Raw genomic sequence first — 22510 nt, 5'->3', positions numbered from 1 at the left:
GATCGCGCAGGTCAGAGCTTGACGGAACAGGATGGCCACACACGATGTCTGCTTTCGGGCAGCCACTATATTGATCTGTACGACGGTATGGGGCCGCCAGGAACGAACTTCAGCTACTCGACACCATATTTAGCCCGATGATCTCAAGGTGCCTGTTCTGCGGTCAATTCACGGCCGGCTGCTCGTCAACCTGCATGCCGCCAGCACGCAGCCCGGCGAAGAACAGCTCCTGGTCTTCGGGTCTCGCAAACCGCCAGATGACCTCCCGCCTGACGTTCCGGACCAACTCGGGACTTTTGAGTTTGAGCCAATCGAGCTGCTCCCTGGCTTGCTCCTCCTTCCCCAGCCCGCCGAGAATGGCCAGCAGGATGAGGCGGCGCAGCGGGTTGTAGTCGAGGTTCGACATGCGCGCCCACAGTTCGGCTGCCTGCGCGTCGCCTCCCATAAAGGCACAGAGCGCCATTTCCATCTCATAGTACCCGCCGGGGCCAGCATTCTTGCTCACCGCCGCCGAGATGAGTTCGCAGCCCGAATCCCACTTCCCGGACATGGAAAGGCGCAGGCCATATTCGCTGGCGACCTCGATGTCCTTCGGATTGATGGCATAGGCGGACTGTCCGGCCTGCAGCGCCGCAACGATGTCGTTGCCAAGGAAGTTGGCTAGCATCAGGGCCAGGAAGGCTCTGGCATTCCGCGGATCGAGCTTCACCGCCCGTTCGGCAAGTTCCTTGGCGGTTTTGAGGGTGGCAGCCGTTGGCTTCGTGTTGAGCTTGAAGCGAAACCGGAATTCATCGAGAAGCGTCAGCGAAAGGAGAGCGGCAGCATTGGCGTCCGCCGGGCTCCGTTCGGTTGCCTGTTGGAGGCAGGACTTCACCGCATCATGGGCCTGAACGGTCATTTCGTCGCGATAGCTGTCGTAGGAAGGAGTGCAGGAATAGGCGTCCCAGCTTGCGGCCATGTTGGGGGCGCCCGTCTGGAACATGACGCCGGCCGGGCGCGCTACAGCCGATACGATGGATTTGGCAACGACGGCCTCCGTCTCGAGAATGCCTTGGGCCCGCAGGTCGGAGTCGTAATTGTTTGCCCAGATGACCGCTCCGTCCGCGCGCCGGATCAGCCGTGCCGAGGATCGGAGTTTGTCACCTTCCAGTCTGACGCTGCCCTGAAGGGCAAACGACGGCGGCCTGGTTTGGGCCGTCTCTGCTTGCCGCGGTGGCATATCAGTTACGACAACGACATCCTTGAAGGGTACCAGCTTGTCGATGATCTCGTCGGTTATGCCTTCGGAGATGTTGGACGCGAGCGTTCCATCCGAGACGGTATCGAAGCGTTCGACGACGACAGTCGGTCGGCTCCCGACGGCGGTTGCCATTGCCTCTTTCATGTCGGGTGACCTCAAACCCGGAAGCATTGCCGCCAGCAATGCCAGGAAGGCGATCGACGCGACGCCTGCGACGAGCCAATGCATAGGGCGCCTCGAGGGCGTGTTCGCGTTGTCTGCAATGATGGCCGGCTGCGGAGTATCCAACTCGGTATGTTCATCGGCGGTCGACAACTCCTCGCTCAGGACAGAAACTTCAGGCTCGATCGCTGAGTTGAGCTCGAAGAACGGCACATAGCCGCCCTTGGGGACAGTAATGACGACCGGGTCGTTGCCACCGACCACAAGATAGTATCGCTCAAGCTCTCTTCGCAGACGCCCTGTCTCGATGCGAACGCATGGATCATTCTGGGCGTCGAAATTCACGTCTCGTCCGAATACGGCCTGAGCGATGGTGAATGCCTTCAAGTGGTCGCGCCGCCCTTCGAGCGTTTCGTTGACCACGAACTCGAGGAACTTTCGCGCTCGCGTCGGCGACCGAAACTCTTGGCTTGCTAAAATACGCTTGAGTTGTACCTGAATGTCTTCCGGTGTCGGTTCGACCGGCCCGATCTTGTCTATGCCTGCACTTGTCATCGGACCCCTCGATCACAACTAAAGCACACTCCTCAGCCTCAGCTCGAACCATATCTGCTCCAATGCTCTACGGCTATGGGTTTCTGAGAACATTCTTGGTAAGTCATTTCACGTTTTAGGGGAAATATATATGCGATGCAGGTCATGCAGATCTATGCAACTATAAATCGTCGTGAAACTTTCATTCTAATATACTAATAGTGCGCCCGCGCAGGGGGGATGTCGTGAAAAAGCAGGCTGTCGTCTTTAATGGTGAGGAAGTCGGGATTGCGGTTCCCGTCGGCAACCGCCTGAAATTCATTGCCGTTCGGTTCCACGTCATCGATCTGGATGACAGGCTGTTCGATACGGTGACCGACATCCGTCGCGCCATCACGCAACATCTCGCATCGGCGAGAATCCGCGCCGTGCCGGCTCTTTAATTCCGTACGCCCGCGGCGTCTCGAAAGCGGCCAATGGCGGAAGATCGAACTGGGTTCCGCTGTGGCCGTCAGCTCCTTTGTTAAGCAATCTACGATTGACAAATGGCGGCGAGACCATAATCTGCGGTGAGCCCTTGTGATCGTCCGCTTTTCGGAGACGAGAATATGCTGGTGCCGTCGTCCTGCATGCAGAAATGGCCAAGCGCATGAGATGGTTGCTGCTCGCCAGTCTTGTCGTTTGCATATCGGCCTCCGCGGCGAGCGCCGGCACACTCGACATGCTTCACCAGCGCGGAACCCTGCGCATCGGCTACGTCGTCGACGAGGCACCGTTCTCCTCCAGTAAACCCGACGCAAAACCGATGGGATATGCCGTCGATCTCTGCGGCAAGGTCGCTGACGAAATCGAACATGTGGTCCCGCAGCTAAAGCGCGAATATGTCGAGATGACGCTCGCGAATGGCTTCGATGGGGTCAAGAACGGTCAGGTGGACCTGCTTTGCGGCGCGATTACCGTCAATCTGGAGAGGCGGGAAATCGTCGACTTCTCGCAACCAATCTTCCTGACCGGAGCGAGTGCGCTGCTTCGCAAGGATTCGCCTGACTACTTGCAGGCGCTTTTTATCGACAGATCCGCTGCTCATTCCGTTAGCCAGCATCTCGCATCCACCGGCGTCATCGGCGTGCGCGCCAACACAACGACGGACGCAATTTTGCGCAAGGCGCAGAGCACTGAGATTTCGAAAACTCGGATCGCGGATTTCGACACGCATGAGGACGGGCTCAAGGCGCTGGAGGAACACAAGATCGACGCTTATTTCGCCGATCAGGCGCTGCTTATGGGCCTTGCCAAGCGGGCGCGCGATCCATCCTCGCTCGAAGTCGGCGATCGTCTGTTCACGCACGAACCCTATGCAATCGCCCTAAGGCGCGACGACGGTGATTTCCGCCTGGTGGTCGACCGCGCGTTGACGGATTTCTATCTGTCGGACGGTTTTCTGCCGCTGCTCCAAACCTATTTCGGAAGCGACGCACCGATGCTGCACACGCAAATCATGATGGAGCATGTGCCCTAAAGTCCACGCAAGCGCGACGATGCCTCAGCCACGCCGCGCCGCTTCGATGGCCCTGACGTCGATCTTCCGCATGGTCATCATCGCATCAAAAGCACGCTTGGCTTGATCGCCGCCTATAGCGAGCGCTTCCATCAATACGCGCGGTGTGATCTGCCAGGAGACACCCCACTTGTCCTTGCACCAGCCACACGCGCTTTCCTGGCCGCCGTTGCCGACGATGGCGTTCCAGTAGCGGTCGGTTTCTTCTTGATCGTCCGTTGCGATCTGAAATGAGAACGCTTCGCTTTGCTTAAATGCGGGACCGCCGTTCAGGCCGATACAAGGGATGCCCGCAACGGTGAATTCAACAACCAATACGTCTCCCTGCTTACCATCTGGATAATCTCCAGGTGCACGCATGATCGCACCGACTGCGCTGTCGGGAAAGGTTTCGGCATAAAAGCGAGCGGCAGCTTCAGCGTCTTTGTCGTACCACACGCAGATCGTGTTCTTTGCCATCGCGTCGTCCTTTCGCTGTTCGTTTCCTTCCTTGAACTAAGAGGCAAACCGTTTTTCTCCAGCCCCTGCGAGCATTTTGCTCGTTGGACAGCCAGGCGTCGCTGTTGGTCGAGGTATCCCGCCTTGAGCCGAGCGGTGCTATTGGCACCCCTCACGCCCGCTCCACAAACCCATCCAGCACACGCTTTTGCCCGGCCCGATCGAATTCGATCGTCAGTTTATTGCCTTCGATCTCCGAAACATTGCCGTTGCCGAACTTGATGTGGAAGACACGGTCGCCGACTGAGAAGCGGGAGGGTTCGGAGGAGGTGGATTTGGCGACCAGCTCGCCGTCGATGGTGCGGGTTTTGGGGCCGCTTTCGCCGTAGCCGATGCGTTCGACCGCGTGGCCGGAGCGAGAGCCCCAGTTGTCGCGGGTGGCGTCGGTCTTGTTGGCCTGGGCGCGTTTCCAGCCGGGGGTGGAATAGGAGTTGGCGAAGGGATCGGCCTTGTCGAAGCGCGACTGGCCATAGCCGCCGCGACCGTAACCGCCATAGGACTGCTCCATTTCCGCAACTTCGACATGGGTCTCCGGCAGTTCGTCGAGGAAGCGTGAAGGAATGGTCGATTGCCAGAGGCCGTGGATGCGGCGGTTGGAGACGAACCAGATGTGGCAGCGGCGCTTGGCGCGGGTGAGGCCGACATAGGCGAGGCGGCGTTCTTCCTCTAAGCCGGCGCGGCCGGATTCATCGAGAGAGCGCTGGTGCGGGAAAAGACCTTCCTCCCAACCGGGCAGGAAGACTGTGTCGAATTCCAAGCCCTTGGCAGAGTGCAGCGTCATGATCGAGACAGCGTCCAGATCCTCGTTCTGCTCGGCGTCCATGACGAGGGCGACGTGTTCGAGGAAGCCGCGCATGGATTCGAAACTATCCATGGAGCGGATGAGTTCCTTGAGGTTTTCCAGGCGACCCGGCGCTTCCGCCGATTTGTCGTTCTTCCACATGTCGGTATAGCCGGACTCTTCAAGAATCTGTTCGGCAAGCTCTGTATGCGGGGTGTTTTCGAGCAGACCCTGCCAGCGGCGGAAGGATTGTACGACGTCGAACAGCGCCTTACGCGCCTTCGGCTTCATCTCGTCCGTCTCGATGATATCGGCGGCCGCCGCCAGCATCGGGATATCGCGGACGCGGGCATAGTCATGCAGGGCGCGCACGGTGGTATCGCCGAGGCCACGCTTCGGCGTGTTGATGATGCGCTCGAAGGCAAGATCGTCGGCCGGCTGGCAGACGAGGCGGAAATAGGCCATGGCATCGCGGATTTCGAGGCGCTCGTAGAAGCGCGGGCCGCCGACGACGCGATAATTGAGGCCGAGCGTGACGAAACGATCTTCGAATTCGCGCATCTGGAAGGAGGCGCGCACTAGGATCGCCATGTCATTGAGATTGTGCTTGCTTCGCTGAAGCTGTTCGATCTCCTCGCCGATCGCACGCGCTTCCTCCTCGGAATCCCAGGAGGCGTGCACTTGCACCTTGATGTCGTCCGGATCGGCGCGGTCGGTGAACAGCGTCTTGCCGAGCCGGCCCTCATTATGCGCGATGAGGTGTGCTGCTGCACCGAGAATATGCTCGGTGGAGCGGTAGTTGCGCTCCAGCTTGATCACCTTGGCGCCGGGAAAATCCTTTTCGAAGCGCAGGATGTTGTCCACTTCGGCGCCGCGCCAGCCATAGATCGACTGGTCGTCGTCGCCGACGCAGCAGACATTCTGCAGTTCGCCCTTCGGCCGCTGCGCCAGCAGACGCAGCCACATATATTGCGCGGTGTTTGTGTCCTGATACTCGTCGACGAGGATATAGCGGAAACGCTGATGGTATTCCTTCAATACATCCGGGTTTTGTCGGAACATATTGATCGGATGCAGCAAAAGGTCGCCGAAGTCGCAGGCGTTCAGCGTCTTCAGGCGGGCCTGATAGGCGGTATAGAGTTCGCGGCCCTTGCCGTTGGCGAAGGCGCGGGCATCGCCCTCGGGAATATCCGCCGGGCCGAGGCCCTTGTTCTTCCAGGTGTCGATCATCCCGGCGAATTGCTTGGCCGGCCAGCGCTTGTCGTCCAGGCCTTCGGCCTGGATCAACTGCTTGATCAGACGCACAACATCATCGGTGTCGAGAATGGTGAAACTCGAGGAGAGGCCGACCAACTCGGAGTGACGGCGCAGCAGCTTGACGCCGATCGAGTGGAAAGTGCCGAGCCAGGGCATACCCTCGACAGCGCCGCCGACGAGCAGCGCAACGCGCTCCTTCATCTCGCGCGCGGCCTTGTTGGTGAAGGTAACAGCGAGGATCTGCGAGGGGAAAGCGCGGTTGGTGGACAGGATATGGGCGATGCGGGTCGTCAGCACACGTGTCTTGCCGGTGCCGGCGCCGGCGAGCACGAGAACTGGTCCATCCAGCGTCTCGACCGCTTCTGCCTGTTCCGGATTGAGGCCGGCGAGATAGTCGGGCCGGCGGCCGCTATCGCGCGCTGCCATCGCGCGGGCCGCAATACCGCCGCCGGCGGGGCCCGGTGCGGGCGCAGGCCGGCGCGTTGCCGGATGCGGAGCAAGGTGCTCCGGCTCCTCGTCAAAGAAGGGAATGTCGTCATGTCCGATGGTCATGCGGCTCAATGTAATGATTCTGCCCCGAAAGGCAAAAGAAACGGCCGGAAAATAGAACAAAAAGTGCACATTCTGTCGTGCGCAAGCCTTTGAACTGTGCGCATCGCACATATTTGCGGCCGTTTACTGACGGGCTTCGAAACGTGTCGTTGTCCCCGGACAAGATTACAACTTCGTCATAATGCCGTGCAAATCTTGCTGCAGAACAGCAAAAGATCGATATTGCTGAAAATGGGGCAGAATCGCGCGACCTATCACCGCTTCGCCCCGCAACCTGGTCTCGAGAAACTTGCAAGATTCTCGGAGAGGCCATGTTGAATTTACGACGCGATTTCATCGCCTCTGACAATCCGAGCCGGAGACGTGCATGACCGCCTGGAAGCAGCTTTTCCTATCCCTCATCGTAGTCGTGGCCGGATGCGCCGCGGCGTTAGTTTTCGTGCCCGGCACGGCTGGATCGCTGACGAAAATCGGCGTTCCTCAGGCATGGGTGGCGGTGCTTGTGCCGGCCGATGGCAGGAACGATGCCGGAGAGGGCGATGCCGCTACGGCCGGCAACAGACGGCGTGGCACCAATACGCCGCTGGTGGTGACCGAGGCAGTGGTGAATGGCGTGGTCAACGATCGTCTCAGCGCAATCGGTACCGGCGAAGCCATCCGCTCCGTCGTCGTTACGCCGCAGGCGGCGGGGATGATCAGGGAAATTCTCATCAAGTCTGGCGACCGGGTAAAGCAGGGCCAGGTCCTTGCCCGCCTCGACAATGACGAGCAGATCATCGCTCGCGGCCAGGCGGAAGTGACGCTGAAGAGTGCTGCCGAGAAATCGCAGCTCTATCACACCATCAAATCCAGCGTGTCGCGCATGGATGTCTTCGACGCCGAGATCGCCGAGCAAGGCGCAAGGCTGGCGCTGCAATCGGCCGAGCTGGCGCTGAAGCGCCGGGATATCGTCGCGCCGATCGACGGCATTGTCGGCATCGTACCCGTGGTCATCGGCGACAATGTCACTACGACGACCAGCATCGTTACGCTCGACGACCGCTCGCAAATCCTGGTCGATTATTGGGTACCGGAGCGTTTCGCCAATACGATCAAGGTCGATCAGCCGGTGGAGGCGACATCGGTGGCGCTGCCGGGGCGGCTGTTCTCGGGCGTGGTGGAGGCAGTCGATAATCGTGTCGATGGCGCGAGCCGGACACTGCGCATCCGCGCAGGCATGGACAATGCATCCGATGAACTGCGCGCCGGCATGTCTTTCAATGTCGGCATGCGTTTTGCCGGTGAGACCTATCCTTCCGTCGATCCGCTGTCCGTGCAATGGGACGGAGAGGGCTCCTATGTCTGGCGCATCGTTGACGCCAAATCGTCCAAGGTGCGTGTCAATGTCGTGCAGCGCAATCCGGATGCGGTGCTGGTCAAGGCCGATCTCAGGGATGGCGACCTGGTCGTCACCGAAGGATTGCAGCGTGTGACCGAGGGCGGTGCCGTGCGTTTTGCCCGCGATGTTGCCGAAGCGGCGGAGGTCGCCACGCAATGACAGGGCACGACAACGACGCCGGCGATGCTGCCGAAGCCGGTGCCGGCAAACAGACTTTCACCGCTCTCTTCGTGCGCAGGCCGATCCTGGCGCTGGTCTTCAATACGTTGATGGTCGTTGCTGGCCTTGCCGCCTATTTCGGCGTCGAGGTGCGTGAACTGCCCGACGTCGACCGCCCCGTGGTGACCGTGCGGACCATGTTCGACGGCGCTGCGCCGCAGACGGTGGACCAGGAACTGACCAAGGTCATCGAAGGCGCGGTCGCCCGCGTCAGCGGCCTGAAATCGGTGTCCTCGAGCTCCTCTTTCGGCCAGAGTCGCGTGACGCTGGAGTTTTCCGATGCCACCGATCTTTCCGTCGCAGCAAACGATGTCCGCGACGCCGTCGGCCGTATCACAGAACAATTGCCTGATGAGGCGGACGCGCCGCAGATCGTCAAGGCGGATTCGGATTCGCAACCGATCATGCGCCTTGCCGTCACCTCCAATACGCTGACCATGGACGACCTGACGCAACTGGTCGACAACGAGATCACCGACCGGCTGGCCTCCGTCGATGGCGTTGCAGACGTGGAGCTCTACGGTGACCAGGAGAAAGTTTTCCGCATCGATGTCGATCAGGCTGCGCTTGCCGGACGAGGGCTGACGATCGGTGATCTGACCACGGCACTCGCGACGGCGGCGCTCGATGTGCCGGCGGGATCGCTGAAGAGCACACGGCAGGATATCGTCGTGCGTGCCACGGCCGCGCTGCAGACGCCCGAGGATTTCTCACGGCTGATCATCAAGGATCGCATCCGGCTCGCCGATGTCGCCACCGTAACATTGGGGCCGCGCGACGGCACGACGGCTCTGCGCTCGAACGGCGTGCAGGGTGTCGGCCTCGGCATCATCCGCCAAGCGCAGTCGAACACGCTCAACATCTCCAACGGCGTGAAGGCCGTGGTAGCGCAACTGTCGAAGTCGCTGCCGGAAGGCACACGAATCGCCATCACCAGCGACGACGCCGTGTTCATCCAGGGCGCGATCCATGAGGTGGTGCTGGCGCTGGTGCTGTCGGCGCTGATCGTCACGGTGGTAATCTACCTGTTCCTTCGTGATTGGCGCGCCACATTGATCCCTGCCGTCACCATGCCGGTTGCGCTGACGGGCACGCTGGCGGCACTTTATATGGTCGGTTTCTCCGTCAATATCCTAACACTGCTGGCGATCGTGCTCGCAACCGGTCTCGTGGTCGATGACGCTATTGTCGTTCTCGAAAACATTGTCCGGCGCAGGTCGGAAAAGATGGGGCCGCGGGCGGCTGCCGTTCTTGGCACGCGCGAGGTCTTCTTCGCGGTCATCGCGACGACTGCTACCCTTGCCGCCGTCTTCATTCCGCTTTCCTTCCTGCCGGGGCAGGTGGGCGGTCTGTTCCGTGAATTCGGCTTCGTTCTCGCGTTCTCGGTCGGCCTTTCGTCGATCGTGGCGCTGACGCTTTGCCCGATGCTGGCCTCGCGCATGCTGACCAAGGAGATGCGCGAAGATCACGGCATGCTCGGCCGCTTCGGCGAGCTGTTTTCCGGCGTCTATCGCCGCACGCTCCGGGCCTGCCTGAATACGCCGCCGGTGGTCATGGTTTTCTGCGCGATCTTTTCCGCTGCCGCGGTCCTAGCCTTCATGAGCGTCAAGAGCGAGCTGACGCCGAACGAGGATCGTGCCATGGTGACGCTCAGGCTGACCACGCCGCAGGGCGCTAGCCTGGATTACACCAGGGACCAGTTGCAGCGTGTGGAAGAGAACCTGCAGCCATTGATGGATAGCGGCGATATCCGCAATATCTATGCGATTTCCGGCCAGAATGGCGCAGCCAATAGCGGCTTCATGGTGTTGACGCTGGCGCCCTGGAGCGAGCGCCATCGCACGCAGACTGAAATCGTTGCCGATATCAACAGGGTGATGGCCCGCGTCCCGGCGCTGCGCGGCAATGTCATCCAATCGAACAGCCTGCGCATCCGTGGTGCCGGCAATGGCGTGCAAATGGCACTAACGGGCAACGACCATGAGGCGCTGACGCAGGCGGCACTGAAGCTGGTCCAGGCCCTGGATGCCACCGGGCAGTTCGATACGCCGCGTCTCAACAACGAACCGACGCAAGCGCAGGTTTCCGTCGCGATCGACCGCGAGCGTGCCTCCGATCTCGGCGTCGACATCACCGGCCTGTCGACGGCATTGCAATCGCTGCTCGAAGGGTGTTCCGTCGTCGATGTCTTCGTTGCGGGCGAGGCCTATCCGGTGCTTCTGACGTCGACCATGCGGCCGATCGACGATCCGACCGATCTCGAAAACGTCTTCCTGAAGACGGGCGACGGCAAGATCGTACCGATGTCCGTCATCGCCAGCCTGAAGGAGGGGGCGGTTGCGCCGCAGCTCACCCGCGAGCAACAACTCGCCTCCGTTGCCATTACCGCCGGCTTAAAGCCCGGCATGTCACTCGGCCAGGCGGTGGAGCAGGTGACGGCGATCGCCGCGCCGCTCTTGCCGACCGGTGCGCGGCTGATCCCTCTCGCGGAGGCAGCAACACTGGAGGAGAATTCCAGCGGCATGGCGCTGACCTTCGGTTTTGCCATCGGCATCATCTTCCTGGTGCTTGCCGCACAGTTCGAAAGCGTGCTGTCGTCGTTGATCATCATGTCGACGGTGCCGCTAGGCCTCGCCTGCGCTGTCTTCGCGCTCGTCATCACCGGTTCCAGCCTGAATATCTATAGCCAGATCGGTCTGGTGCTGCTTGTCGGTGTGATGGCGAAGAACGGCATCCTGATCGTGGAGTTCGCCAACCAGCTCCGCGACAAGGGCGAGAGCGTGCGGGCGGCGATCGAAAGAGCCTGTGCGCTGCGTTTACGTCCGGTGATGATGACGATGATCGCCACCATCCTCGGCGGCGTGCCCTTGGTATTCGCCCATGGAGCGGGCGCGGAAGCGCGCATCGCGCTCGGCTGGGTGATCGTCGGCGGCCTCGGCTTCGCGACATTGGTGACGCTTTACATCACCCCGGTCGCTTATCTTCTGATAGCTCGTTTCGCTAAACCCCAGGCACATGGGGAGCTGCGGCTGCATGAGGAAATGTCACAGGCGGCGTTGCGCACGAAGGTGGCCAAACTTAGGGCAGCGGAATAACTACAATCGCAGCACGATGGATCATTTCTGGGTTCAACGAAGATTTGTGGTGAATCGTACGTTTCAATTATCCCTTTATTAAGCATGCTTGATAATCATAGGTGCCTGTAACCGCTCGAGTTCAGGCGTTGTTTTTGCCGGACTCATCGTCCGCCGACACGGTCGGCCTGCGCGCATGAATGCCCGCGGCATGGTTCCAATGTCTCCTTGTACTTGTTGCGTATTGTTGTGTTCGGAGTTCATGTGTCGTGAGTATTTTTTCGACCTTCATAAGGGTTAGTTCCCCTGTCACCACAGCCCTTGAAGTCCTTAGAAACACCCAGGCGGATCTGAATGTTGCGCAGCGTCAGATGTCGTCCGGCCTGCGCGTGCAGACCGCTAAGGACAACGCCACCTATTGGACGATCTCGACATTGACACGCACTGATATCGGCGCCGTTTCGGCGGTGCAGGATGCGCTTGGGCTAGCCGCGGCCACGGTCAGTACCGCTTCCACGGGCATCAATAGCGCCATCGACATCGTAACGCAGATCAGGTCGAAATTGGTAACCGCTTATGAGGGCAGCGTCGACAAGACCAAACTCAACGACGAAATCAGCGAACTCAAGGACCAGCTTCGCAGCGTCGGTGAATCGACAAGCTTCAATGGCGTCAACTGGGTCATGCTCCAGGACGGTGAGGACCCGACGGAGCCGCACGAGATCCCAGGCTCCCTCATCCGCCATAACGACGGCACGGTTTCGATCGGCATGCTGAACTACGAGGGTGTTAGCTCGACTAGCGGCCCTATCGTATCGACGGATGCACGATACCTGATCGACGATCAATCGAGCGGCACCGGCGGCTATGGTGTGCTCACCTCCACCGCCTTTGCGACGGAGGCGGGAGCGGCCAAGAATTATGTGCTGATCAGCAGCAAAAACGGCGACACGAGCGGACAGGTGGAAATCTCGCTCGATGCCAATACGACACAGGGTGGCGTGACAGATATGATCAATACCGTCACCGCCATGCTGCATCAACTGAACACGATAGGATCGGCCTTCGGTTCGCTGGAGACGCGTGTCAGCCTGCAAAACCAATTCGCCAGCAATCTCAGTGATTCGCTCACTAGTGGCGTCGGCAAGCTGGTCGATGCCGACATGGAGAAGCAATCAAGCAGGGTGTTGGCGCTGCAGACTCAGGAGCAACTGGGGCTGCAGTCGCTGTCGATTGCCAATGCAAGCTACGATACGGTAAGACAGCTTTTCCAGAATCTGTGAGCGGTAAGGGACTGGATTTCAAGGGAAATAGGCGGAGGCCGACGGAGCGCGCGCTATGTCCTCGAAGCGGCTGGTTTCGGGGAATTTACTCCGGAGCATTGGCCGCGGATGTCGGCGGCAGATGGATGAAAATTCCGCTTCATCATATTGCCGCAATGCTTCATATCTCCTGCGGGCCATCGAACCGGAGAGCGACGATTCCATGATCAAAAAATTTGCCATCCTTGCCGTCTCGGCAGCTTTTCTCAATGCATGCACGACGACTGACCCCTATACGGGCGAGCAGAAAGTATCCAACACGGCCGGCGGCGCTGCGATCGGCGCCGGCGTCGGCGCGGTTGCCGGCCTCCTCATCGGCCATTCACCGGCCTCGCGCCGCAATGCAGCGCTGATCGGCGCCGGTGTCGGCGCGCTCGCGGGTGCAGGCATCGGCAATTATATGGACCAGCAGGAGTCCGAGCTGCGTGCGCAGTTGCAGGGCACCGGCGTTTCGGTGACACGCGTCGGGGACCGCATCATCCTCAATATGCCGTCGGCCATCACCTTCGACATCGATCAGGATGCGATCAAGCCGGAATTCGATCCGACGCTGAATTCGGTCGCGATCGTGCTTCGCAAGTTCAACCGCACACTGATCGACGTCAACGGCCATACGGATTCGACCGGCAGCCTGCAGCATAACCAGGATCTGTCCGAGCGCCGAGCCGGTTCGGTTGCCAACTATCTCGGCAGCCAGGGCATCGACCAGCGCCGCATGTCTGCAGTTGGCTTCGGCCCGAGCCAGCCGGTTGCCACCAACGCCACCGAAGCCGGCCGGGCGCAGAACCGCCGCGTCGAAATCCAGATCGCGCCGATTACCCAAAACGGCTGATCTGATATCAATAGTCAAACGGAGACGGCCGGGTTTGCGACCCGGCCGTTTCGTTTGACTGCAGCCAATTCACGAATGCATCGTTGCGCCCCTGGTGATCTTGTCGACAATCTTTTTGTCGGCGCGTAGCGCAATCCCGACCACCTTGGCGTCCTCGGGCGCAAATTCGGAGAAGACGGCGCGATTGGCGACATCGTGGCCCGTCGAGAACATTTCCTCGATAAAGATCGAGGAGATGACGCCGCGCTCCAGGGAGCGGCGGTGGATCGCGGCAATCGTCGTTTCGTCGGCGGATAGCACGATCATCGGCTGGATCGACAGCGCGTTGTACGTGTTGCCGGCGCGATCACGATAAGGTTCGCCGATGACATCGGGAAATTGCCCGACAATGCCGCTCGACAGGAAGGCAGTTACGTTCAGTTTCTGCCAGGATTGAAGATTGTTTCGCACAACGATCGCGATTTTGGTATCAAACATCGGTAGTCACTTTCATGCAGTCTGGGAATGAGCCGTTGCGCGAGGATGTAGCCGGCCAGATCTTCGAAGGTCTTGAACGTTTGTGCACGATGCCGGAAGCAAACCGCATCGTATCCGCACCCGCTTACCCCGGTATCGAGCGAATCCAAGCGCAATTTCATGGTGATGCCTTCGAACCGCACCGGCACGATACCTATGCGCTCGGCGTCACCATCCGCGGTGTGCAGGCCTTCAGCTATCGAGGCGAGCGGCGTTATAGCCTGCCGGGCCGGGTGATCGTCCTTCATCCGGACGAGCTGCATGACGGCGGCGCCGCGACCGACGATGGGTTGCTCTACCGCATGCTCTATCTTGAGCCGTCGATGCTGATGCAGTGCCTGGAATCGGCGCGTATCGGGCTGCCCTTTGTCGATGAGCCTGTCGTCGACGACGATCGCCTCGCCTGCCTGCTATTGGCGGCACTCGGCGAACTCGACCGGGAATTGGATGAACTCTTCGTCGATGATTTCGTCTCGCGGGTGGCAACCGGGCTCGCTTCTCATGCGCGCCTGCCGCAAAAGCCGTTGGGAAGCGTTGCCTGGAGTCAGGTGAAAACGGCGCGCGATTATCTGGAGGCGCATGCCATGCGCGGTGTCCGTTCGGAAGAACTGGAGCGTATTACTGGCCTCGACCGCTTTGCGCTCTCTCGTCACTTCCGCGCCGCTTTCGCAACCAGCCCGCATCGCTTCCTGCTGATGCGGCGGCTGCAGCGGGCCAAGGCGATGATTGCCGACGGCGAGCCGATCGCCGAAGTTGCTGCGGCCACCGGTTTCGCGGACCAAAGCCATCTGACGCGGCATTTCAAGAAGGCATTCGGCATGGCGCCGGGCGCGTGGGGTGGAATGCTCGAAACCGCACGCGCGCCGGTGCGAGATTAACCAGCAACCCTTTCGGCAGGCCCTCAATGTGGACTGTTTGAGCTTCGGCATTTGCGCATTGGCGATACATCGCTGCTTTTTTTGTTCCTTGGATATCCTGGCTGGACAGACTGGCCTTGTTGCCCATACAACCCTTGAAGGCGAGGGAGATCGGGGCGATGGCTATAGCGGATATCGGGGCGGGTATGGGTCGCGGGGCCGGTATTGCACCACGAATTTCTTCCATTGGTTTAAGGTCGCGCCATGTGCTCGCTGCTGCCGCCTTGCCAGCCGTTCTTCTTGCAAGTAGTCCCGCCTTTGCCCTGCAGGTCGAAGGACGTGAAGCCTTCATCGTCGATCGCTGCGGTGGCGACTATGATTGCAAGGATGTGAAGCTGGTGGTGCTCAACGACAAGCACGACAAAGCGGATATCTATAGTGGCAATGAACTCAACGGCCATGAGGCGGATGGCACGCCGAGCCATGTCTCCGGTTATGCGTTCAAATACAACGGCGGCAATCTCAGCATATCCCAGGACGGCACGCCGTCGCAGCTCAATGGCAAGGCGACGGAGGTGAAGTTCAACAATGGCGTCGCGTTCGAATCGGACAAGAACTACGTCTATGTCTACAGCACCTGCAATGCCGATGGGGCGACCAGCGTCGCCGGCATCACGACCGCTTGCGATCTGAACTATATCGGCGTCGACAAGAAGACGTCGAATGCAATCCAGATTGGCGGTCACTACGCATCCTTGGCTGCATCGCCGGCGGGAGGTGCTGATCTGTGCAAGACCGGCGTGATGGCCGGACAGTTTTCCTTTCTCAACAACGGCTACGAATATCGTCTTTCGAGCGACCTTTGCAGGCAGGGAAAAAGCACGCTGGCGATCATCTCCAACAATGTGGTGAAGTCGAGTTTCGATCTGCAGGTGCGGCCGCTTGCCGGGAGCAATTGAAGCAGTGCGATTGGGAGCGGCCGATGCAGCCGTTGGACGGAAGCCGCAGGCTATTTTCATGACTGGACAGCGTCGCGCCGATGTCTCATAGAACCGAAAAAAGGGTTAACACCTTTTGCCGCACTTGTGATGGGAGATCGGAAAGATGGCTTTGGCTGACGCGAAGGCGGGGAGGCGCAACGAGGCAGGTATTGCCGCCGTTCTCGGTATCCTGAAGCAGGCGTTCGGCGAGCGTTTCCAGACTGGCGAGAGCTTTCGCGCCCAGCATACTCACACGACCACCTATATTCCGGCGCAGCTTCCGGACGGGGTTGTTTTTGCCGAGACGCGGGAGGATGTACAAGCGGTCGTCAGGGCCTGTGCCGAATATAAGGTGCCGATCATCGCTTTCGGCACCGGTTCTTCGCTCGAGGGGCAGGTGAACGCTCCGCAGGGCGGAATTTCCATCGATTTCAGCCGGATGAATCGGGTGCTTGAAGTGAATGCCGAGGATCTCGACTGCACCGTCGAGCCTGGCGTCACCCGCGAGCAGCTCAATACCTATCTGCGCGATACCGGCCTGTTCTTCCCGATCGATCCCGGCGCCAACGCCTCGATCGGCGGCATGGCATCGACGCGTGCTTCGGGTACCAATGCGGTGCGCTACGGCACGATGAAGGATAATGTCCTGGCCGTAACCGCAGTCACCGCCAATGGCGAGGAGATCCGCACCGCCCGTCGCGCCAAGAAATCGTCTGCCGGCTACGATCTGACCCGGCTCTTTGTCGGTGCCGAGGGAACGCTCGGCGTTCTGACGTCGGTGACGCTGCGTCTGCAAGGCATTCCGCAGAAGATCGCGGGGGGCGCCTGCGCCTTTCCGAGCGTCAAGGCGGCTTGCGACGCTGTCATCATGACCATCCAGATGGGCATTCCGGTCGCTCGCATCGAACTTCTGGACTCCGTCCAGATGCGGGCCTGCAATCTCTATTCCGGCCTGACCTACGAAGAGCAGCCGACGCTATTCCTGGAGTTTCACGGCACGGACGAGACCGTCGCGCTGCAATCCGCCCAATTCGGCGAGATCGCGGCCGAATGCGGCGGCGGGGAATTCCTTTGGACCAGCAACCTCGAAGAGCGCAACAAGCTCTGGAAGGCGCGCCATGATGCTTACTGGGCGGCGCGGGCTTTGGCGCCGGAACTGGCGGCGCTATCGACGGATGTCTGTGTGCCGATCTCAAGGCTTGCCGAATGCGTTGCCGCCACTCAGGCCGATATCGAAGAGCATGGATTGCTGGCCCCAATCGTCGGTCATGCCGGCGACGGTAATTTCCACGTCCTGGTGCTGTTCGACGACAAGACCACGGAGGGCATCGCCGTCGTCGAGGCCTTCGTTGCCCGACTGAATGCGCGCGCACTTGCGATGGACGGGACCTGCACCGGCGAACATGGCGTAGGGCAGGGCAAGATGTCGTTTCTCGAACAGGAGCTCGGCGGCGCCGTCGATCTGATGCGCCAGGTCAAACAGGCATTGGATCCCGATGCGATTTTCAACCCCGGCAAGATCTTCCACACCAACTGAAAAATGGAATATTGCCATGATCTTGGCTTGCTCCCGGCGTGAATGGCGTTAGGCTAGAGCATCCCGTTTTCAGATGTCGTCATGGAAAGCGGCTAAGGTGCCCTAGATCTCTGCAGTATGGTCCCAAGAATTGCGATGCGGTTTTGAATTGGGAGCAAGCTTAAGCGGACGATCCAGGGCGTTTTTTACGTGTCCGATTGGATACATGGCGCTTTGATATCGTAATTGGAATGCAGAATGGAGACGGTGCGCATTGTTAGGTAAGGTCCTGGTTTTCCTAGGGGGAGTACTCGTCGTAGTGCTATTCGTGGCGCTGCTTGCTCCGCTCTTCATAGACTGGACCGATTTTCGGAAGAATTTCGAGGATCAGGCGAGTCGGATCATCGGCAAGAAGGTGACTGTTCATGGCACCGTTGACGCTCGTCTTTTGCCTTTCCCTTCCGTCACATTGCATGACGTCCGTGTCGGACAGGACGCCGACGGAACGCCGTTGGTGCAGATCGCACAATTCTCCATGGACGCCGAGTTGGCGCCATTCCTGTCCGGCGAAGCCCTGATCTTCGACATGCGCGTTTCCGAGCCGAAAGTGCGCCTTCGACTATTGAAGGACGGCACGCTTGACTGGATGCGCGGCAGCCAACCGGAAATTCCCGCAAAGTCGGTCGTGCTTGAAGGCGTGCACGTCGACGGCGGCGATATCCAGTTCATCGACGAGCAATCCGGCCGCACCCGGCACATCACCGGCCTCAACGCGCAAATGTCCGCGCGGTCGCTCGCAGGCCCATGGCGAATCGATGGCGATGCAGCGCTCGACGGCGAGCACGGCAATTTCACCATTGCCAGCAGCCAGCCTGACGATAATGGCGTATTGCGTGTCCGCACCCGATTGCTGCCGGACCGCCATCCACTCAATGTCGATCTCGACGGCGAGCTGAAGCTGGTCGACAGCAAGCCGAATTATAGCGGCCTGTTCACCGCGGGGATTGAAGACAAGCAGACGCATAAACCTACCGACGAACAGGTTCAGCCTCGCGTCAAAGGTCGCTTCGAGCTGACTAACGAACGCATACGGGTTCCTGAATATCGTCTCGAAGTGGGTGCGGCGGACGATCCCTATGTCGTGACGGGGGAGGCGACGCTGGACACCGGGACCAAGCCGGAATTCCTGTTGACCGCCGACGGCCAGCAGATCGACGTCAATCGCCTCGGCAACACTCAGGGTACAAACGGCAAGACCAACCGCAATCCCACCATTTCGGCCCGCCAGCGGTTGAACAGCCTGATTGCGATCGCAGCCGAAATCCCGGTGCCGCAGGTGCCTGGCAAGGCAACTTTCCGCCTACCGGCTATTGTTGCCGGCGATACGACTATCCGTGATGTACAACTCGACCTGGAGCCTGCCGGAACCGGCTGGAAGGTCGACCATGCGATCGGCACGCTGCCGGGCCGCACACAGGTCGAGGCCAGGGGCAACTTGATGCTGCAGGGAGAGCCGAATTTCATCGGCAATCTCGTCGTCGCCTCCAACCAGCCATCGGGCTTGGCGTCCTGGCTGGTGGGTTCGGTCGACCCCGCGATCCGGCAATTGCGACAGGCAGGCTTCTCAGCCGATGTCAGCCTGCGTCATGAGGAGCAACGCTTCGAAAATCTTGAAATCGCCGTCGGTTCGGCAACGCTCAAAGGCCAGCTCGACCGGCTGGCACCGGTTGACAACCAGGCGCCGAAGCTCGCCGTCGATCTTAGTGGCGATGCGCTCGATCTCGATGCTCTGAGGGCGCTCACAAGCTTATTCACCGGCCAGGACGCCGGCGAGACCCTGCTCGACCATCGGATTACGGCACATCTGAGAGCGGATAAATTTGCCGCTTTCGGCGTGCAGGCCGACAATGTCGAGACGTCGTTTTCGATTGCCGATGGCGCGCTGACGCTCGACAAGCTTGCGGTGCGCAACGTCGCCGGCGCCGAAATTACCGCGACGGGTCGTGCCGAGGGTTCGCTGCTGGACTACAAGGGTTCAGGCGAAATCACCTTCAAAGCGGGCGATCCCGGGCCGTTCTTCGAAATGTTGAGCCAACATCTGCCTCATCACCCGGCTATGGATCGGCTGGTGCGTAACGCCGCCTGGTATGGAAATACTGCACTGCGCGGCGCGCTGACGCTTGGCGGCGATCAGGGCGATGGGCTGACGGTGACGCTTGCCGGCGTTTCCAACGGCAGCCGCGTCAATCTCGATTACCGCATGTCCGACCTGCTGGCGCTGACGGGCAAGGGGACGACGACGCTGGAAGCGACGCTCGAGAATTCGGTGACCTCGATCCTGTTCGGACAGGCGGGGCTCGATCCGCTGCCCGTCGAGGCCGATGCCAACGGCCGCCTGACGCTGAAGGTAACGGCAAACGGCACCGATCCGGCGGATGCGGCGCTGACCTTTGCCACCGACAAGACCTCGTTTACTGCCAACGGCAAGGTGGACGTGCGCCCCAACAGCTTCCTCAACGGCAAGATCGCGCTGTCGCTGGAGAGTGCCGATCTCGATCCCTATTTCGTCATGAATGGTATTGGCGTGCCGCAGATGGGGACGGGCTTGCCAGTCAAATTTCAGGCGAACGCTGCGCTCGATCCCGACAAGATTGTGCTATCGGATATGAAGGGCCAGCTCGCCGACAACAATGTTTCGGGTGCGCTGACCTTCGATCGCAAGGCACCGAATGTCAAAGCGACCGGCCAACTGGCGCTCGACAAGGCCGATCTCGGCTGGTTCGGCGAGGCGATCTACGGGCCGATGATGGACGCGGCAACGGGCAACCTTACCAAAGCCAAGCTTGGGCTGCCGATGTTCAGCGGGCTCGATCTCAACATCAAGCTTTCGGCCAAACAGTTGTGGCCGGGCATCTTCGGTCCGATCTCGAATTTCAGCACGAATGCTGCCTATAAGGGCGAGGAGCTGCGACTGAACGACATCGCCGGCGCCTGGAATGGCGGCACGCTTGGCGGCAGTCTGATGTTTGCGAATTCCGACGGCACGGGCCTGATGCAGACGAAGCTCGATATCGCCAACGGCGACCTCACCGCCGTCGCATGGCAGCGCGATGGTGCGCCGCTTGCCAATGGCCGCTTCGGTTTGGGGCTGAGCATGGAGGCCAGCGGCAAGAGCCTGGGGGAACTGGCCGCCAATGCCAGCGGTTCGGGTGAGATCAAGCTTGGCGACATACATGTGCGCGGCCTCAATCTCGCTGTGTTGCCGCCGCTGTTGTCGGCCACGGACCAGATCCAGGGTGACATCACGGCCGACAAGGTGCTGCCGATCGTACAGACGTTGGTCAACAACGGCGAGGCGGCGCTGCCGGCGATGAGCATACCTTTCAACATATCGACGGGCGTCATCCGCGCCACCAATATCAATGCCGGCAACGATCTGGCCAGGCTTTCGGGCAATGCTGAGATCAGCCTGCCGGATCAGCGCATGCGCGGCTCGCTCGGCATCGATTTCAACGCCGGCAACGAGGCGCTGAACGGTGCCGAACCAGCTCTGCGCCTCAATTTCGCCGGTCCCTTGGCGACGCCGGGCCGGACGATGGATGTCACCGACATTACCAGCTTCCTGTCGTTGCGCGCCTTCGAACGCGAGCGCCGGCGTGTCGAGCGGCTCCAGTCCAGCGTGTTGGAAAAACAGCGGTTGCGGCGCGAGGTGGCGCTTTACAAATATACCGCCGCTGCACGCGAGGTCCAGCGTCAGCGCGATGCCGCAATCGAGCAGCAGCGCAGTACTGAAGAGAAGCGCCTGAGGGAACTCGCACGTCAGGCGGAAGCGGAAAGGCAGGCGGAAGCCGCCGCCAGGGCGAAGGCTGACGCGGACGCCCGCGCGAAGGCGGAAGCGCAGCAGGTGCCATTGCTCAACGGACAGGCGCCGCAGACGGGAGCACCGCTGAACTTCAATAGTCTGCCTGGCATCGCCCGGTAGAGTCCGTCCCCCGGCGATGCAGGAACCACCCTCCGTTTTCAGATGGAATTGTCGAAGCGGGAGGGGCTCTTTAGTGAAAGAATAAAAGATCGATCGCGTTCGTTCCGACGCGGCCGCTTAGCCGCGATCCTTCAGCCATTTCAGCACATAGAGCCGGAGCGCCGAGGAAAGGTTGCTTGCCGGATCGCGCCCGTCGTCGATTTCGGAGATCAATGCAGCAAGCGATGTGCCGCGGGCATTGGCGATCGCCTTCAGTTCGGTCCAGAAGGCGTCTTCAAGGGAAAAGCTCGTGCGATGGCCATGGAGCGTCGCGGAATGTTTGCGGATCATCGGCGGATCGATCAAAAGTTTGGAAAACAGGAGAGGTAATTCTAAGAATGATTCAAAATGCTGTGATAAGTGGCTGATTTCGGAAGGACTTCGATCTTCATTCGGCAATTAATCGTCGGTCTTGGACGGTTCGATGTGGCCTGCCTCGTGCGCTTTCGCGGCCTTGTCGTTGAGCGCCTTGGTCAAGTGCTTCTCCGTCTTACTGCGACCGAAGGTAATACGATTCTGTTCCGCCTGCTTTTCTTTTTCGGCGCGGGCCTGCTTTTTGCGGAACTGGCGTAGATTGACGACTTCGGCGCTCATCGATGTCTCCCCACTGTCGATGCGAAAGGGGAAGCTTACGCTTCCCGCATGCTACTGCTTCTTGCGGAATGCATCGAGGGAGACGACCGATCCTGGCTTCTTCTCCTCGCCGTCCTTGGCGGGCGCGGGCTCTTCGCCGTTCTCCGCCGATACCGGATAGGCGGTGATCTCGCCGGAGGGCATTTCCTCATCGTCGGCGAGCGGTACATCGAATTCGAGCTCGAAATTCACCGACGGATCGTAGAAGCCCCGGATCGCGTTGAACGGGATGACCAGCTTTTCCGGAACGTCGGAAAAGGAAAGGCCGATCTCGAACTGGCTCTCGGTGACCTTCAGATCCCAGAATTGATGCTGGATGACGATGGTCATCTGCTCCGGATATTTCGACTTCAGGTGCTGGGAAATGCGCACGCCGGCGGCACCCGTCAGAAAGGTGATGAAGAAATGATGGTCACCGGGCAGACGGCCGGTGGCGCCGACTTCGGTCAACACCTTGCGGATGACCCCACGCAGAGCGTCCTGTGCCAAAATGTCGTAGCGGATATGATCCTGCCCCATACTTTCCTGTCTTTCGTTGGCCATGTTTTTTCTAAGGCTTATGCCACGGCGAGCGCCGACG

At 60.1% G+C, this 22510-nt stretch carries 17 protein-coding genes; 10 read left to right on the top strand and 7 right to left on the bottom strand.

Features of this window, described 5'->3' with window-relative positions:
- Nucleotides 1-163: 163 nt before the first annotated feature.
- Complete coding sequence (locus CCGE525_RS12680; protein ID WP_120704571.1) at nucleotides 164-1957, bottom strand: hypothetical protein; 1794 nt, start codon at nucleotides 1955-1957, stop codon at nucleotides 164-166.
- Between the two features lie 224 nt (nucleotides 1958-2181).
- On the opposite strand from CCGE525_RS12680, the gene CCGE525_RS12675 reads away from it, so the two are divergent.
- Both CCGE525_RS12675 and CCGE525_RS12670 read left to right on the top strand, forming a co-directional pair.
- Complete coding sequence (locus CCGE525_RS12675) at nucleotides 2182-2379, top strand: hypothetical protein (protein WP_162950162.1); 198 nt, start codon at nucleotides 2182-2184, stop codon at nucleotides 2377-2379.
- A 194-nt stretch (nucleotides 2380-2573) separates the two neighbouring features.
- Nucleotides 2574-3455 (top strand): amino acid ABC transporter substrate-binding protein, encoded by an 882-nt coding sequence (locus CCGE525_RS12670; protein WP_120704569.1) that lies wholly within the window; start codon nucleotides 2574-2576, stop codon nucleotides 3453-3455.
- A 24-nt stretch (nucleotides 3456-3479) separates the two neighbouring features.
- On the opposite strand, the gene CCGE525_RS12665 is transcribed toward CCGE525_RS12670, so the two are convergent.
- On the bottom strand, nucleotides 3480-3953 hold the full coding sequence (locus CCGE525_RS12665; protein WP_120704568.1) for a VOC family protein: 474 nt from the start codon (nucleotides 3951-3953) through the stop codon (nucleotides 3480-3482).
- Nucleotides 3954-4104: 151 nt separating this feature from the next.
- A complete protein-coding gene (locus CCGE525_RS12660) occupies nucleotides 4105-6582 on the bottom strand; it encodes an ATP-dependent helicase (protein WP_120704567.1) in 2478 nt (825 codons plus the stop codon).
- A gap of 367 nt (nucleotides 6583-6949) precedes the next feature.
- Between CCGE525_RS12660 and CCGE525_RS12655 the strand changes: the two genes are divergently transcribed.
- From CCGE525_RS12655 to CCGE525_RS12640, 4 genes are all read left to right on the top strand, one after another.
- Entirely contained in the window at nucleotides 6950-8119 is a 1170-nt protein-coding gene (locus tag CCGE525_RS12655) for an efflux RND transporter periplasmic adaptor subunit (RefSeq protein ID WP_120704566.1), read from the top strand.
- Nucleotides 8116-11274, top strand: coding sequence for an efflux RND transporter permease subunit (locus CCGE525_RS12650; RefSeq protein ID WP_120704565.1), 3159 nt, complete (start codon nucleotides 8116-8118; stop codon nucleotides 11272-11274). Before CCGE525_RS12655 ends, CCGE525_RS12650 begins: the two co-directional genes overlap by 4 nt.
- Before the next feature lie 248 nt (nucleotides 11275-11522).
- Nucleotides 11523-12536, top strand: a complete 1014-nt coding sequence (locus CCGE525_RS12645) for a flagellin N-terminal helical domain-containing protein (RefSeq protein ID WP_245472011.1) — start codon at nucleotides 11523-11525, stop codon at nucleotides 12534-12536.
- Nucleotides 12537-12738: 202 nt separating this feature from the next.
- Complete coding sequence (locus CCGE525_RS12640; RefSeq protein WP_120706392.1) at nucleotides 12739-13407, top strand: YiaD family glycine zipper/OmpA-like lipoprotein; 669 nt, start codon at nucleotides 12739-12741, stop codon at nucleotides 13405-13407.
- Nucleotides 13408-13476: 69 nt separating this feature from the next.
- On the opposite strand, the gene CCGE525_RS12635 is transcribed toward CCGE525_RS12640, so the two are convergent.
- Nucleotides 13477-13884: a DUF2000 family protein gene (locus CCGE525_RS12635; RefSeq protein ID WP_120704563.1), complete on the bottom strand. Its 408-nt coding sequence runs from the start codon at nucleotides 13882-13884 to the stop codon at nucleotides 13477-13479.
- A 14-nt stretch (nucleotides 13885-13898) separates the two neighbouring features.
- On the opposite strand from CCGE525_RS12635, the gene CCGE525_RS12630 reads away from it, so the two are divergent.
- From CCGE525_RS12630 to CCGE525_RS12615, 4 genes are all read left to right on the top strand, one after another.
- A complete protein-coding gene (locus CCGE525_RS12630; RefSeq protein WP_414128820.1) occupies nucleotides 13899-14801 on the top strand; it encodes an AraC family transcriptional regulator in 903 nt (300 codons plus the stop codon).
- A gap of 158 nt (nucleotides 14802-14959) precedes the next feature.
- A complete protein-coding gene (locus CCGE525_RS12625) occupies nucleotides 14960-15739 on the top strand; it encodes a hypothetical protein (RefSeq protein WP_162950161.1) in 780 nt (259 codons plus the stop codon).
- Between the two features lie 145 nt (nucleotides 15740-15884).
- Nucleotides 15885-17297, top strand: a complete 1413-nt coding sequence (locus CCGE525_RS12620; protein WP_120704560.1) for an FAD-binding oxidoreductase — start codon at nucleotides 15885-15887, stop codon at nucleotides 17295-17297.
- Nucleotides 17298-17550: 253 nt separating this feature from the next.
- The gene (locus CCGE525_RS12615) at nucleotides 17551-21258 is read left to right on the top strand and encodes an AsmA family protein (protein ID WP_120704559.1); all 3708 of its coding nucleotides are present in this window, start codon (nucleotides 17551-17553) and stop codon (nucleotides 21256-21258) included.
- Nucleotides 21259-21375: 117 nt separating this feature from the next.
- Here the strand turns inward: CCGE525_RS12615 and CCGE525_RS12610 are convergent, their stop codons facing one another.
- The 3 genes from CCGE525_RS12610 to CCGE525_RS12600 form a co-directional block, all read right to left on the bottom strand.
- The gene (locus tag CCGE525_RS12610) at nucleotides 21376-21588 is read right to left on the bottom strand and encodes a ribbon-helix-helix domain-containing protein (protein ID WP_120706391.1); all 213 of its coding nucleotides are present in this window, start codon (nucleotides 21586-21588) and stop codon (nucleotides 21376-21378) included.
- 108 nt (nucleotides 21589-21696) lie between these two features.
- A complete protein-coding gene (locus CCGE525_RS12605; protein ID WP_120704558.1) occupies nucleotides 21697-21891 on the bottom strand; it encodes a DUF4169 family protein in 195 nt (64 codons plus the stop codon).
- A 51-nt stretch (nucleotides 21892-21942) separates the two neighbouring features.
- A complete protein-coding gene (locus tag CCGE525_RS12600) occupies nucleotides 21943-22449 on the bottom strand; it encodes an SspB family protein (RefSeq protein WP_120704557.1) in 507 nt (168 codons plus the stop codon).
- Between the last annotated feature and the right edge of the window lie 61 nt (nucleotides 22450-22510).

This window comes from Rhizobium jaguaris (assembly GCF_003627755.1).
Classification (GTDB): domain Bacteria; phylum Pseudomonadota; class Alphaproteobacteria; order Rhizobiales; family Rhizobiaceae; genus Rhizobium; species Rhizobium jaguaris.
This window is presented reverse-complemented; position numbering and strand designations above follow the sequence as displayed.